Origin of the sequence: Chryseobacterium daeguense DSM 19388, assembly GCF_000430825.1 — a bacterium.
GTDB lineage: Bacteria > Bacteroidota > Bacteroidia > Flavobacteriales > Weeksellaceae > Chryseobacterium > Chryseobacterium daeguense.
The window spans coordinates 36,029-51,639 of record NZ_AUMT01000018.1; the positions used below are offsets into that span (position 1 = coordinate 36,029).

Annotated in this window: 11 protein-coding genes; all 11 read left to right on the plus strand. The window is 39.8% G+C overall.

Features of this window, described 5'->3' with window-relative positions; translation table 11 throughout:
- The first annotated feature begins 28 nt into the window (after positions 1-28).
- The 11 genes from H560_RS0117870 to H560_RS0117925 all read left to right on the plus strand — a co-directional run bounded on the left by H560_RS0117870 (position 29) and on the right by H560_RS0117925 (position 15,603).
- Positions 29-3,310 (plus strand): TonB-dependent receptor, encoded by a 3,282-nt coding sequence (locus H560_RS0117870; protein ID WP_027381255.1) that lies wholly within the window; start codon positions 29-31, stop codon positions 3,308-3,310.
- A 59-nt stretch (positions 3,311-3,369) separates the two neighbouring features.
- Positions 3,370-3,501, plus strand: a complete 132-nt coding sequence (locus H560_RS23650) for a hypothetical protein (protein ID WP_262486298.1) — start codon at positions 3,370-3,372, stop codon at positions 3,499-3,501.
- Positions 3,502-3,609: 108 nt separating this feature from the next.
- Positions 3,610-4,920, plus strand: coding sequence for a hypothetical protein (locus H560_RS21965; RefSeq protein WP_034753167.1), 1,311 nt, complete (start codon positions 3,610-3,612; stop codon positions 4,918-4,920).
- Between the two features lie 77 nt (positions 4,921-4,997).
- Positions 4,998-5,915 (plus strand): T9SS-dependent choice-of-anchor J family protein, encoded by a 918-nt coding sequence (locus H560_RS0117885; protein WP_027381257.1) that lies wholly within the window; start codon positions 4,998-5,000, stop codon positions 5,913-5,915.
- 160 nt (positions 5,916-6,075) lie between these two features.
- Positions 6,076-6,816, plus strand: a complete 741-nt coding sequence (locus H560_RS0117890) for a hypothetical protein (RefSeq protein ID WP_034753171.1) — start codon at positions 6,076-6,078, stop codon at positions 6,814-6,816.
- Between the two features lie 11 nt (positions 6,817-6,827).
- Positions 6,828-8,189 carry a S41 family peptidase gene (locus tag H560_RS0117895; protein ID WP_027381259.1) on the plus strand — a complete coding sequence of 454 codons (1,362 nt, stop codon included), beginning with the start codon at positions 6,828-6,830 and terminating at the stop codon, positions 8,187-8,189.
- A gap of 7 nt (positions 8,190-8,196) precedes the next feature.
- Positions 8,197-8,469: a hypothetical protein gene (locus H560_RS0117900; protein WP_027381260.1), complete on the plus strand. Its 273-nt coding sequence runs from the start codon at positions 8,197-8,199 to the stop codon at positions 8,467-8,469.
- A gap of 489 nt (positions 8,470-8,958) precedes the next feature.
- Positions 8,959-9,675, plus strand: coding sequence for an NUDIX hydrolase (locus H560_RS0117910; protein WP_027381261.1), 717 nt, complete (start codon positions 8,959-8,961; stop codon positions 9,673-9,675).
- A gap of 18 nt (positions 9,676-9,693) precedes the next feature.
- On the plus strand, positions 9,694-11,178 hold the full coding sequence (locus tag H560_RS0117915; RefSeq protein WP_027381262.1) for a xylulokinase: 1,485 nt from the start codon (positions 9,694-9,696) through the stop codon (positions 11,176-11,178).
- A 109-nt stretch (positions 11,179-11,287) separates the two neighbouring features.
- Positions 11,288-12,616, plus strand: coding sequence for a xylose isomerase (gene xylA / locus H560_RS0117920; protein WP_027381263.1), 1,329 nt, complete (start codon positions 11,288-11,290; stop codon positions 12,614-12,616).
- A gap of 95 nt (positions 12,617-12,711) precedes the next feature.
- A complete protein-coding gene (locus tag H560_RS0117925; RefSeq protein WP_027381264.1) occupies positions 12,712-15,603 on the plus strand; it encodes a SusC/RagA family TonB-linked outer membrane protein in 2,892 nt (963 codons plus the stop codon).
- The last annotated feature ends 8 nt before the right edge of the window (positions 15,604-15,611 follow it).

Sequence of the window (15,611 nt, forward strand, 5' to 3'; positions counted from 1 at the left end):
AAAATAAACCAGAAGAGAAAAAGTGAAAATGAAAAGTTTGAAATGTGGGGTTACCATCGCGGCATTATTTTTTACCGTAACAGCTGAAGCGCAGGAATTATCGCAGAAAATATCATTCGCTGTTCAAGGAGAAAAACCGCTGATTGAAGTTTTAGAAGAATTTGCAGGAAAGGCAGGGCTCAGACTGGCCTATTCTAAAGCCGATATTAAAGAACTAAAAGTGAAAGGTCTGAAATGTGAAAATATAACCGTTAATGCCTGTCTTAAAGATATTGCGGGGAGTCTTCCCATTGTTTACCGTCTTCGGGGCGATCTTATTTCGATAAAATACCAGGGGAACGGTGCTGCGGTGCCGGGATCCGGGAAAATTTCCGGGAAAATTGTAGATGAGGTGGGAAATCCGGTGGCAGGAGCGGAAATTGTCATAGGCGGAAAAGAAACTTCCACGGATAATAACGGAGATTTCACCATTGAACTGCCTTCAGGAACATACACTCTTACCGTAAAAGCTCCAAAATACAGCTCTTTGCGGGTGGAAAAACTTGCTGTAAACAATAAAGAAACCCATACTGTTTCATTTGCCTTGAGATCTGTCTCTGATAAAGTAGCGAGCATCAAAGAAGTTGTGATTACAGGAACGCGTAAGTCAAATACCCAGGCGGGTTTACTGGCATTGCAGAAAAAAGCAGCCCAGATGAGTGACGGTATTTCTGCCGAGCAGATTGCAAAAACACCGGATAACGATGTAGGAGCAACGCTGAAGAGGGTAACCGGAATCACAACAATTGATAATAAATATGTAGTGGTACGATCCATGGGCGAACGTTGGAATACCGCTGTGATGGACGGGATCAATCTTCCGAGCACGGAAGCTTATAACCAGAATTTCTCATTTGATATTATCCCGACTTCCATGGTGGAAAGTGTAATTGTAAGCAAAACGGCAACTCCCGACATGAATGCAAGTTTCGCCGGCGGCTATGTGGAAGTAAAGACAAAGGATATCCCGAACGAAAATTTTACTACCGTAACATTGGGAACATCTTATAATGACCAGGCCACTTTTAAAGAATTTCTTACACGCAAAAAAGGAAAATATGATTATTTCGGGTATGACGATGGAACAAGGGATTTTCCAATGGGCCTGAAAGCCATGAACTGGGAAAACCCACAGTTTTTTGAACAGTCGAAACAGTTTACAAATGATAATTTTACCAATTACCGTACAACAGCAGATATGGGTTCTAATATCCAGTTGGCGCTGGGAAGGACTTTTAAATTAAACAACAATAATAAATGGGGATTTGCAGGAGCTTTAGTCCTAAGAAACGAGCAGAATAATCTGCAGATAGACCACACCGGAAGAGGAAACTGGCTGGATCAGACTTATCTTGTCTCCGATTGGGAATCAGCGGGAGAGGAGCCCGTAATATTTTATAATTTTAAAAATCAGGGGGCTTCCTACAACTACAATTCTACCATTGCAGGCATGATGAATTTTGGCCTGCAGTTGGGAAAGAGCCGGTTTTCATTCAGAAATTCTTATACGCATATTTATGACAATACGGTAACAAGAATTACGGGTTGGAACGAATATACTTCTGGCAGCGGGCTTCCGGCCAATGCAGAATTAGCCTACAATTATTTTTATAACGGAATTATCCCCAATAATGACCCGGAACAAATTAAAACCCTGGACAGGCCTTATACTTCCAATGCAAATTATCCCGTTTACCAGACTCTTTTGCAAAACAAGCTGGAAGGGAACCATAAGATAGGAAGTACAGATATTGATTGGTTTATCGCAAGAACAGGTGTGGGATCTGATACAAAAGATTACACGCTGCATCAGACATTATACAGATTCGTAGGGTTTGAAACTCTTGCTTATCATGAGGCCAATAACTCTTCAAGTGATTTTGCACGAGGTTATATCAAAAATCGTGAAACTGACTATAATTACGGAGCTTCCTTTAAATGGAACATTGATTTTGGAAATTTTAAAAATGATATTAAAATAGGATATGCGGGAGCTTCTAAAGAAAATACCAACGTTCAGCAGAAATTTTTATTAAGAACGGATGAATCAAATGGTGTTCCCACCAAAACCCTGGAAGGCGCGCTTTCTGATTGGTTTGACGGCTCCCACTACGTGCCGGGTGGAATAGGATGGCAGACAAGGCCGCTTTACAATGACGAAAAATACGAAGGAAAAGTGGATCAGCATGCCGGATTTATCATGTTTGATAACCGATGGAATAATAAATTCAGGCTGGTTTGGGGATTGAGAGCAGAATATTTTAGATATAAAATGATTTCCCAGCAGCTGGATCCGGCAGATCCCCAGAATGTCAATAAAAATGCTGTAGAAGACAAACCGTGGCAATTCATGCCTTCAGCTAATTTCACGTACAGTCCTACAGGAAAAATGAATGTAAGACTGGCTTATAACAGAATGGTGATTCGGCCGCAGTTTAATGAAAGAACCGGGTTGCCGTATTTTGATCCTATTGCCAACGGATTGATTTACAATACTGAAATGGTTTCTTCCATAGTGAATAATTATGATTTTAAATTTGAGTGGTTCCCCGGACTGGGCGAAATATTTTCGGCAGGATTATATTACAAAAATATCGATAAGCCTATTGAAAGGGAAGGATACATTTCCAGCGAGGGAAACCTGTACCTGTATAACGGAAATTCAAAAAATGCAAAGCTGAAAGGGTTTGAAGTTGGGGTAAGAAAGAATTTAAGCTTTATTTCAGAGAATTCAATTCTGGAAAAACTCTTCCTCAGCGGAAATTTCACCTACAATTCCACCAAAGTAATTGCTTTTAAAGACAAGGCCAAAACCACTGATGAAGATGCTACCTATGAAGTAGAAAGACCCCTTTACGGACAGACTCCTTATGCATACAATCTGGGACTTTTGTATGATGGAGAAAGATTGGGAGTAAGCTTTTTGTACAATGCCAAAGGCGATCAGTACATTACAGTGGGGTACGGCTACAACGGGGAAGAAATCCAGAGGCCGTATGCGGTTGCCGATGCACAGATCTCGTATAAATTTCTCAGGGACAAAAACTTAGAAGTAAAATTTAATGCCAGAAATCTTTTCAACAGAGTAAAGGAATATTACAACAATTATAATTCTTACTCAGTAGCAAAAGACGGAAACGTGCAGACAGAGAGAGAAATGCTGGAGCTGCTGCCGGGCGCCACTAACAAATACGACAAAAATATAGACAAGATTCTTTTCCGTGCTTACAGCGGGAGAATATTCGGGGTGAATATCAATTATACCTTTTAAAATAATATAAAAAATAGAAAAGAGCTCAGTAATGCAACGAACAGGTAGGTGTCCTGAGATTGAATCAAAAAACTACTGATGGATGCGCAACACAGTACAGATTCAGCGAAAAAAACGCTGCCGGAAGCTTCCCGGAGCCGGCAGATAAAATGGGAACTCTTCACTACAGCTCCTCATGTAATGCAGAGTAATAACAAGTGTAAACCAAATCGCAGAAATACAGAGGCGGGTATTTCTAAAAGAAACCAAGCCGGCCTTAAAAAAACAAAAACCGGTATCACAATCTAAAATTTATAACTATGAGAAAATTAAGTTTAATCGCCATAGCAGCTTTATCACTTACTGCATGTCAAAACGATTCATTAGCAGAATCTTCAACTCCATTCGAAATGAAGCCTGCTTCTGCAGAATATATTACGGCTTCATCACTTCCTGTTACCACTGTTAGCGGTGCTATCACTTCGAACACTACATGGAGCGGAGTTATAGAAATCAACGGTATCGTAACAGTAAAAGATGGAGCTACACTTACCATCCAGCCGGGTACATTCATCAAAGCTAAGCCAAATGCAGCAGGTGAAGGTTCAGGTATTCTTGTTATCACTAAAACAGGTCGTATCAATGCTACAGGTACAGAATCTCAGCCTATTATCTTTACAAGTTACAGATTATTAGACGGTAATGAAGATACTACAGCTGTTCCGGGAGATTTCGGAGGTGTGGTTTTATTAGGTGATGCACCTTCAAACGTGCCGACTACCACTACAGTGGAAGGTCTTAGCGGAAGTGATTATTATTTTGGTGGTTCTAATTCTGCACACAATGCAGGAATCATGAAATATGTTCGTATTGAGTTTGCAGGGTACGATTTCGTAGGGGCAAATTCAGGAAATGAAGTAAATGCTCTTACTCTTGCGGGAGTGGGAAGCGGTACCAGCTTAAGTAACATCCAGGTTTCTTATGGGCAGGATGATTCTTTTGAATTTTTCGGAGGTACGGTTAATGCTTCAAACTTAGTTTCTTTTGCGGCAGAAGATGATAACTTCGATTTTGACAACGGATATACAGGTACTATTACTTGTGCATTGGCTTTGGCAGATTCTAATTCATCTCACACTACAAGCGGCGGGGTTTCTGATACAAACGGTATCGAGCTTGATAACAACGCAGGCGGTACATCTACACCGCTTCTTACACACCCTGTTATCAATAATCTTACCATCGTAGGACCTAGTACAAACGTACTTTCTCCTACCGCTGGGGTAGGTCCTGCTTATGAAAACGGGATCCACATCAGAAGAAACGGTAGATTAACTTTAAATGATGCCGTAATCACAGGGTATCCTACGGGAATCAAAGTAGAGGGTACAGGATCACAGTTATCTTCTGCATCTACTTACAGCTCTATCAGAGTACACGGATTTACAACTTCTGTTACAGGAACGGGTACATCAGGAATTCCTGCTGCTAACCTTGCTGTTTCAGCATCTGCATCTCTGTTTGGTATGAGCCAGCCGTTCTTCAATAACGGAGGCTGGAACGTATCTCCGAGAAACTGTGGAAACTTCCAGGGTTCTTGGACGAAATATGATTTCTCAATCGTAGACTAATACTTAATGCAGGGAAAGGTATTCATTTGCCGTTCCCTGCTTTTACTTTTTGTTTAAATAATTTAATAATCAGTATTATGAAAAAAATAATTTTATCATCTCTTATCCTTTTATCACAGGCAGCGGCAGCGCAGTTACCAGTGTGGAGCAATTCTTTTGATACTCCTGCCGATCTTCAGGGTTGGACTTTTCATGACCTGAACGGTAACGGAAACGGATGGGTACAGGGGCAGAACATTTATCATAACGGAACGGCTCTTACCTATGGAACTTCAGGAGTTCTCCGTCATTCGATCAATTTGGTTCCTACGGGTAATGCTACAGGATTTGCTTCGGAAAACGACTGGATCATATCTCCCCAGATTGACCTTACCAGTGCAGGAGGAACGCTTACATTGGCAGGATACATCGGAAGACAGAGATCTACGCACGTACTTGTGAGCAGAGATGTTTATATTTTCGTAAGCACTCCCCAGAAACCGGTTCCTGAAATATCAGACTTCCAGCAGATGGCTACTGATGCGCAGAATTCCGGAGGTGCACTTTACAGGTTTAATGCTACTACGGCCAATTTACCTTCAGACCTTACCCAATATGCAGAATGCTTGGTAAATATTTCTGCTTTTGCCGGCAAGAAAATCTATATCGGCCTTTGGTCAAACAGGATTTCATCCGGAGCAGCTTCAAATTCTCAAAATATAAATATTGACGAGATGACCATTTTTGCTTCCGTATTAAATACAAAAGAGGCAAAATCAGGTAAAAATATTACCAAAGTAGTGGAAAATCCGGTTTCCAATGCTTTACAGTTAAAATTAAATCCGGGCTTTAAAGAAAACAATACTGTTGTAAGCATATACAATATGGCGGGTCAGCAGAGCCTTAAGGCAGACTATTCTAAAAACATAAATGTAACAGGTATTCCGGCAGGTCTTTATATAGCTGTAATCTCCGACGGAATTATCACGGAAAGGGTGAAATTCATCAAAAAATAATCCTTGGGTAAAAAAGGATAACCATGAAACTAAAAGTAAGGTTTGCAAGCAAATCTTATTAAATATATCCAACTCATATTTTTATAATTAACAATTGCCCTGAGCTTCGGGCCGGGGCAATTTTTTAAAGTTTAAATTTTTATAATTTAAAACAATTAAAATGAAAAAACTATTAGCATTCGCAATATTTACTATATTATTTTCCTGTTCAGATCAGGATACTCTTGAAGTTTATGATAAGGTTCAGAAGTCTGCTCAAATCAATATAAAAGGGTTTTCCAAGCCTGATGTCATCCAGATGAGGTTAAACGGAATCCCGGTAGTCATTAACGGCAAAGATTCTTATTCTGAAAAGATAGAAACCCAGATCAGCTTCGTTCTGGACAAAGGAGAAACCAATGAATTAGGCATTTATAATTTGCAGACGGGATCCCGGCTTGCAAAGTATAACGTCAATTATGATAACGCCGCAGACTATCAAAACCTTAATTTTTTCAATCTTCCGGACATCTTCCTCAATGCTTACGCCGTAAAACCGCAGGTCAATCTCGGAAAAGTAGGCTTTGAGTTTATATTTCCTAATCTTGGGGAGCTTTCCGGTTCATCGCTGGACGGCGTGAAAGGGGTTCTGAAAAGAGAAAACGGAGTGGTACTGGCAGAATTTGAAAATATCGGAAAAAAAGATTTTACAACAGTGAAGATCTATAATTTTTTCAGCAGCACTGCGCCTGTGTTCTTAGAAATTTACAAACCCGGAACCAACGAACCGTACACGGGGACAAATATCATTAAAGTTACTTTAAAGCAGGATATCGGCGCCAATATGATTGTGCTTCAGGAAAAGCTGGAAAACGGAGCAGTGGTAGTGAAAGGCGATATTGATGTGGCAGATTATTTATAAGTCAGAATGCTATGAAAAGCTATTTGAAAATTCCATTACAGGTATTGCTGGTTTTACTGATTGCAGTTACTTCATGCAACCGCACGGAGGATGATGCTCCTTATTTTCCGGAAGGAAGTACGGAATCTGTCAATCTTTGGGTTCAGGACAGTATGAGGCGTTATTATTACTGGGCAGATCAGATGCCTGCAAAGCCGGATTATCATTTGCCGGTACAGGACTTTTTTAAAAGCCTGCTTTCTCCTGAAGACCGGTTTTCCTTTATGGTCAATACAGCGGATTCTTCTACCTATCCGCGATCCGTAAGGAATATGTATGGTTTTGATTATGCTATTCTTCAATTACCCGGCGGGCAGGTGGTCACAGTGATCAAGTTGGTGCTGAAAAATTCTCCCGCATTCAACGCAGGCCTGGAAAGAGGGATGATTATTACAAAAGTAAACGGTCAGCAGGTTACTGCTTCCAATGCAGAGCAGCTGGCTTCATCTATTCCCAATCAGACAGTTTTGGAGCTTACGGTTGGAGATTGGAGCAACGCTTCTGTTATCAATGAAAAAAATATTACGGTGTATTACGGTTATTCTTTTGAACAACCTTTAGTTTCGAAGATTTTTGAACAGAACGGTAAAAAAACCGGCTATCTTTATATCTATGATTTTCAGGATGGTATGACTTCCTCGCTGAATCAAAAATTTGCTGAATTTAAATCTGCAGGAATACAGGAGCTGATCCTCGACCTGAGATATAATTATGGAGGTTCCGTGTCCTCGGCAGCGGCACTCTGCTCATTGATTCCGGCAGGTATTTCGGCTGATTCTCCGTTCATCATTTACAAAGGAAATAAAAATGGCGGTACCGTAAAAAGGACTTTTGCCCAACAGATCGCTTATATTTCAAACGGGCTTGATTTTAATACCTTACATGGCAATTCTTTAGGTCTGAACAAGGTGTATATTCTTACCTCCCCCAGCACAGCTTCTGCTTCGGAAATTGTTATCAATAATCTTAAGCCTTATCTGCAGGTCATTCAGGCAGGGGACGTCACTTTAGGAAAAGATATGGCGGGATTTGTAATTGAAGATCAGCGGAAACCAAAGAAAATTTCCTGGCAGATGCATCCTGTTATTTATAAAGTATTTAATTCTAATAATGACGGTGGATACAGCAACGGAATCCCGCCGCAGCTGGCTGTAAATGAATACAATGATCTGCCGCTGCATGAACTGGGAGATCCGGATGAGGTTTTGCTTTCTTCGGTTTTGAGTAAAATTTACTCCAAGCCTTCTCATAAAGGCATTTATAAAACTGAAGTAAAAGTTTTGTTTGAAAGTGACAGTCCGGTGGCCGGTTTTTCAGGTTTTACGATTAAATAAATTAAAAATGCAGGGAATTGAACCAAAACTTCATACAAGCCTCACAGAAAGAATGGAATATTACCGTTTTTTATTGAAGGAAATTGCAGAGGATCCGGAATCCGTTTCCTGTGATGCCATTACCCGGGCTTCTGAATTATCTGCTCTGTATGAGGATTATCTAAGCAACAAAAGAAAGCTCGAAAAAAGCATCAAAACCTACAAACAGACTCATGATGATCTGCGGAAGCTTCTTACTTTTAAAATACGAGAATTAAAAAGAAAAGCAAAGCACCGCTGACTAAATAGTTAGCCCAGTTCCGCATCATACAAAGCAGTCTTACATAAAGAGTGGAATAAATGTACATACAAATAAGTCTATTTTATACCAAAATTATCTTTTTAGCATAATTTTACACTTCGGGATACAAAAATGGTAAACAAAAAATCATTTTTTTTACGTATTTCATCGCTAAAAAGTGTAAAATATACACTTTTTAATACTTTTTAAATAAAAAAAATTAAGTTTTTTAATTTTTGTTATCATATAATTTCACCCCAAAATTTCTCTTTTTTTTCCGGCGCTTTTTTAATCCAAACATCTGTAAATTCATATTTTATAAGATTGGTAATTGTAATTTTTATGATAACCTTATCATATTTTTTATACAATTGTTATCATAAAAAATCGATATGTAAACTATTGATATATAAGTGTTAGCACGAAAATTATTTTTTTTATTCAATTGAATTTTTATATTTGTCATGTTACATAAATGTTAACACTTACATGAGCCCGGATTTTATACATACATATGTTTCTGTTGATTGTGTTGTTTTTGGATTTGACCATGAAAACAGATTAAATATTTTATTGGTAGAAAGACATCTTGATTCGGAAAGACAGATAAAGCTTCCGGGAAGTCTTATTTTTAGCAATGAAGATGTAGACGATGCTGCGGAGAGGGTTCTTCACGAGCTTACGGGAATAAAAAAAATGGTGCTTAAGCAGTTCAAATGTTTTGCAGATCCCATGAGAGCAAGCAGCCAGGATGATATCAAATGGATGGGAACGGAGTACAAGCATGATATAGACAGGATCATTACAGTGGCTTACCTTTCTCTTTGTAAGATAGATCACAAAATCAACAGTACGAAATACGCTACGGTAGACTGGTGCCCGATTGAAAAAGTACCCGCGCTGCCTTTTGATCATAATAAAATTATCAGTGAATCTTTAATTGAGATCAGAAAATGGATTGAGTCCGACTTCTCGATTATTTTTGAATTGCTTCCTAAAAGGTTTACCATAAGGCAGCTCTATAAATTATACAGCGCTTTGAGCGAAAAATATATTGATATTAAAAATTTTCATAAGAAAGTTTCGTCATTCAGCTATATTATTCCTTTGGAGGAGATAGAAAAGAATGTATCGCACCGGGCAGCAAGGTTTTATAAATTCGATGCTAAGATTTACAAGAAAAACCATACTAAACTAATAAAATAACACCCCTTTTTTGAAATTATGTACTTACTAGGCTATGATATTGGCAGTTCTTCTGTGAAAGTTTGTCTCATCGAGGCAGCCACCGGAAAGGTGATCGCATCAGCATTTTCTCCTGTAAAAGAGATGAAAATCACAGCGATAAATCCGGGCTGGGCAGAACAAAATCCGGGAGATTGGTGGATCAACCTGAAGCTGGCACATGAGTCTGTTATGCATGAATCAGGAGTACATGCAGAAGATATCAAGGGGATCGGGATTACATGGCAGATGCATGGTCTTATTTTGGTGGATAAGGATCAAAACCTGCTGAGACCATCCATTATCTGGTGCGACAGCCGTGCTGTTCCTTATGGTGAAAAAGCTTTCAAAGAAATAGGTGAAGAAAAATGCCTGTCTCATCTGCTGAACTCACCCGGGAATTTTACAGCTTCAAAACTAGCCTGGGTTAAAGAAAACGAACCTGAAATCTTTGAAAAAATAGATAAAATAATGCTTCCGGGAGATTACATCGCGATGAGGCTTTCAGGAGAAATCGCTATGACAATAGAAGGGTTGTCGGAAGGGATTTTCTGGGATTTTAAAAATAATTGTATTTCGGAAGATATTGTTAATTATTATGGAATTCCGAAGAGCTTTTTCCCGGAAATTGTACCGACTTTCGGTATACAGTCAAGGGTTTCTGCATCCGCTGCAGAGGAACTGGGCTTAAAAGAAGGAACCCCTATTTCCTACAGAGCAGGTGACCAGCCGAATAACGCATTGTCATTAAATGTGTTTAATCCGGGAGAAATTGCCTCCACAGCAGGAACTTCAGGTGTTGTGTACGGAGTTTTGGACCAGCTGGAATATGATAAATTATCAAGAGTAAATACTTTCGCCCACGTAAATTATACACCGGAACTTACAAGATTGGGAGTATTGCTTTGCATTAACGGAACCGGAATTTTAAATTCATGGCTAAAGCACAACTTTGCCACGTCATTATCTTCCTACGGAGACATGAACGATCTGGCATCACTTTCACCCATCGGTTCCAAAGGACTAAGCATCATTCCGTTCGGAAACGGAGCAGAAAGAGTATTGGAAAATAAAGATACGAGCTGTTCCATTCACGGGATTAATTTTAATATCCATTCAAAAGGAGATATTCTGCGTGCGGCGCAGGAAGGAATCGTTTTCTCCTATGAATACGGAATGAACATCATGAGAAATATAGGTATGGATATTCAGGTGATCCGTGCCGGAAATGCCAATATGTTTTTAAGTTCAATTTTTCGCCAGTCGCTTGCGAGTGTCAGCAATGCTGTAATTGAGCTTTATGATACAGACGGGGCGGTAGGAGCTGCAAGAGCAGCAGGAATGGGAATCGGTTTTTATGCAGATTCTAAGGAAGCCTTTTCTTCCCTTGAAAAAATAGCGGTAATAGAACCGGAACACGAGAAACGAGAACAGTATTTAGAAGCCTATTCAAGATGGAAAGATCATCTTAAAGAAATAATATAACCCAGTAACAAAGGAAATTTTCCATACTACTTACCGGCTTTTCAGAGCCTGTGAGCAGGGATTCTACAATAAATTTTACAATAAATTAAAATATAAATCAGATAAAAATATGAACACTTTAACAGGTACAAAAGAGTTTTTTACAGGTATCGGCAAAATTCAGTTTGAAGGAAAAGAAAGCAAAAATCCTTTAGCTTTCAGATATTATGATGCAGAAAGAATGGTGATGGGGAAACCTATGAAAGACTGGACGAAATTTGCAATGGCTTGGTGGCATACTTTGTGCGCCAACGGAAGTGATCCGTTTGGCGGACCTACCATTCATCATCCTTGGGATATCGGAAATGATGCCGTAGCCAGAGCAATGCACAAAATGGATGCCGGTTTTGAATTTATGTCTAAAATGGGCTTCAGCTATTACTGCTTCCACGATATTGATCTGGTAGACCCTGCAGATAACTGGAAGGATTATGAAAAAAACCTGCAGACGGTTGTAGAATATGCAAAACAAAAGCAGCAGGAAACAGGAATCAAGCTTTTGTGGGGAACGGCAAACGTTTTTACCCATGAAAGATACATGAACGGAGCTTCTACTAACCCGAATTTTGATGTGGTGGCATGTGCCGGAACTCAGGTAAAAAATTCTATTGATGCAACTATAGCTTTAGGTGGTGAAAATTACGTTTTCTGGGGCGGAAGAGAAGGATACATGAGCCTTCTGAACACAGATATGAAACGTGAAAAAGACCATCTGGCACGTTTTCTTACCATGTCCAGGGATTATGCGCGTAAGCAGGGCTTCAAAGGAACATTTTTAATTGAGCCAAAACCTATGGAACCTACAAAGCACCAATACGACTATGATTCTGAAACGGTAATCGGTTTCCTTAGACATTACGGATTAGATAAAGATTTTAAATTAAATATTGAAGTAAATCACGCAACACTGGCTGGCCATACTTTCGAGCATGAGCTTCAGGCTGCGGTAGATGCCGGACTTTTAGGAAGCATAGATGCCAACAGGGGAGATTATCAGAATGGTTGGGATACAGACCAGTTCCCGATAGATTATTATGATATGGTTCAGGCATGGCTGGTACTTCTTCCGGCGGGAGGATTAGGAAACGGAGGTATTAATTTCGACGCTAAAATCAGAAGAAACTCTATTGATCCCGAAGATTTATTCATCTCTCACATTTCAGGAATGGATGTTTTTGCAAAAGGACTTCTCGCTGCTGCAGATATTCTTGAAAATTCAGATTACAAAAAACTGAGAACAGACCGGTACGCCTCTTTTGACAGCGGAAACGGTAAAGCTTATGAGGAAGGAAGCCTTACGCTGGAAGATCTTCAGAGAATTGCTCACGAAATAGGAGAGCCTCAGCCGAAAAGCGGTAAGCAGGAGCTGTTTGAAGCCATTGTAAACATGTATATCTAAAAAAATTAAAAGGCTGCTAAACACTAAGGATTTCTCAAGTTATAATAATTATTAATGGCCTTTTTTTCAACCCTAATATTTAAAAAATAATAATTATGAATCGATTTTATTTTGGTAGTAATAGAGCCGCATTGTTTTTTGCGATGGCTTTATTACCGTCAGGCATGGTTTATTCCCAGATTAAAAAAGATACAGCAGTTAAGGAGAAGAAGATTGAAGAGGTCGTTGTAATCGGATATGGGACACAGAGAAAGGAAGCGGTAACAGGATCTGTTGCCACTGTAAAAGGAGATGCTCTTCGTGAGGTACCTTCGGCAAACATTACGCAGGCATTGCAGGGCAGAACTGCAGGTGTGGATATTTCGCAGACTTCTACAAAACCCGGCGCTGCAATGCAGATCAGGATCAGGGGAACAAGATCCTTAACGGGTGATAACAATCCGCTGATTGTTCTGGATGGTATTCCTTTCGTAGGATCATTAGGAGATATCAGCTCAAGTGATATTAAAAGTATTGATATTTTAAAGGATGCTTCAGCTACCGCGATTTATGGATCCAGAGGGGCAAACGGGGTAATTCTTGTAACCACAAACAGGGGAAGTAAAGGGCAGAAGCCAAGATTTACGTACAATACCTTTACCGGAGTTCAGACTTTATTTTCTAAATATCCCATGATGGACGGGCCTAAATTTGCCCAGCTTCGTGCGTATGCAATCCCGGCCGGAAACACAACTCCTCTGTACAGCAACGGAGTCGATGAAAATAATAATGTAAATACAGACTGGCAGGATCTTTATTACAAGCCTGCGATGATGACCAGTCATGACATCGGTGTTTCAGGAGGAACAGAAGGTGGAAATTATAATGTAGGCTTATCTTATTTTAAACAAAATGCACTTATTCCGCTTCAGAGTTATGAAAGATTTGCATTACGTACGGCAATTGATCAGCAGGTAGGCAGAACTTTCAAATTTGGTTTTACAACCAATACCAATTATTCCATATCAGAAGGAAACGGAGTAAATCCGGGAGCGGTTTTGGGTTATTCTCCAATCGCTAATCCTTATAATCAGGATGGCAGCTTTAAAAGAGTGATGAGTACGGCAGGAGGTATCGATCAGACATGGATCTACACCCGAAAAACAGTAGAAGATTTAAATGATAAATACGTTGATGAAACCAAGTCTTTCGCATCATACAATAATCTTTATGGTGAAGCGAATCTGCCTGTAACCGGACTGAAATACAGGCTCAATATAGGTTTGGATTACCGTACATCCAATAGTGGAAACTATACGGGAGTAGGCGTATTCAATACCAATGCGCTAGGTCCTTCATCAGCGGGAAGAGGTAACAACCAGACCTATCACTGGGTATTGGAAAACCTTTTAACGTATGACCGTACTTTCGGGAAGCACAAAATAAATGCAGTAGGATTATATTCAGCAGAAGGTAACAGGTACACAAGCTCTTACATGAGTGCGAAGAATGTTCCTGCAGATTTTTTCCAGTATTATAATTTAGGCCAGTCTCCTCAGGCGGATATTACCGTAAGACCGGAAGACCAGATTTACTGGCAAACCGGATTGCTTTCTGCAATGGGAAGAGTAATGTACACGTATGACAATAAATATATGTTGACAGCCACTCTTCGTGCGGACGGATCTTCAAGGCTTGCGCCGGGAAACAAATGGCATACTTATCCTGCATTATCACTGGGATGGAACGTTACTAATGAATCGTTCATGCAGAATATAAATGCTCTTAATCTCTTAAAACTAAGAGCAGGCTGGGGACAAACTTCCAACCAGGCCGTAAATCCATATTCTACTTTAGGAGCGCTCACCGTTACTCCATATAATTTCGGAACTACAAACAGTACTGGAGTATATGTAAGCCAGGCCCCGAATCCAAATCTGGGCTGGGAATATTCAAAAACACAAAACTACGGGGTGGATTTCGGATTGTTTAATAACCGTCTTACAGGTAGTGCAGAATATTATAACACACATACCTATGATCTTTTAACTCAAAAAAATCTTCCGCCTTCCACAGCTATCGGATCTATTGTTTCCAATGTTGCCGAAACAGAAAATAAAGGATTTGAAGTAAGCCTTAACGGAATTATTTTTGACAATCCTGATGGTTTTACCTGGGAAGCCGGCGTTAACTTTTATACCAACAGAAACAAAATTTTATCTCTTGCTTCAGGAACTCCCCGAGATGTAAATAACCTGTGGTTCGTAGGGCATAATATTAATTCTTTATATGATTATCAGTATATTGGTCTTTGGCAGGCGGGTGATCCTTACCAAAGCATTCTGGAACCGGGAACTGCGGCTGATGTAGTGGGATCTATCAAAGTTTTGTATACCGGCGGCTATAATCCGGACGGAACTCCGGTAAGAGCAATCGGGCCGGATGACAGACAGATTTTCGATACGGCTCCAAAATATCAGGGAGGTTTCAATATGCGTTTTGCATACAAGAATTTTGAGCTGAGTACGGTAGGTGCATTTCAGCACGGAGGAATCCTCATTAGCTCCATATACGGATCTGCAAGTTATCTGAACAGATTAACGGGAAGAGGAAATAACGTAGACGTAGATTACTGGACGGAGGACAATACGGATGCTTATTTTCCGCGCCCGGGCCGCCATCTAAGTGGTGATAACCCGAAATATTCTTCTACTCTTGCCATGTTTGATGCTTCATACCTAAAGCTTCGTACAATAACTTTAGGATACAATGTTGATAAGGACTTTTTAAAAGATTTAAAAATTACGGGTTTCAGAATTTATTTTACAGTTACAAATCCTGTGGTATTATTCTCTCCTTATCATAAGTTTTCAGGAATGGATCCCGAGCCGAATTCATTCGGGAACGAAAATCAGGCGGTAAGCGGATACCAAAGCCGTCAGCTGATTATAGGAACTAATAATCCTTCTACAAGAAATTACTTAATGGGACTTAATTTAACTTTTTAAAACTGTAC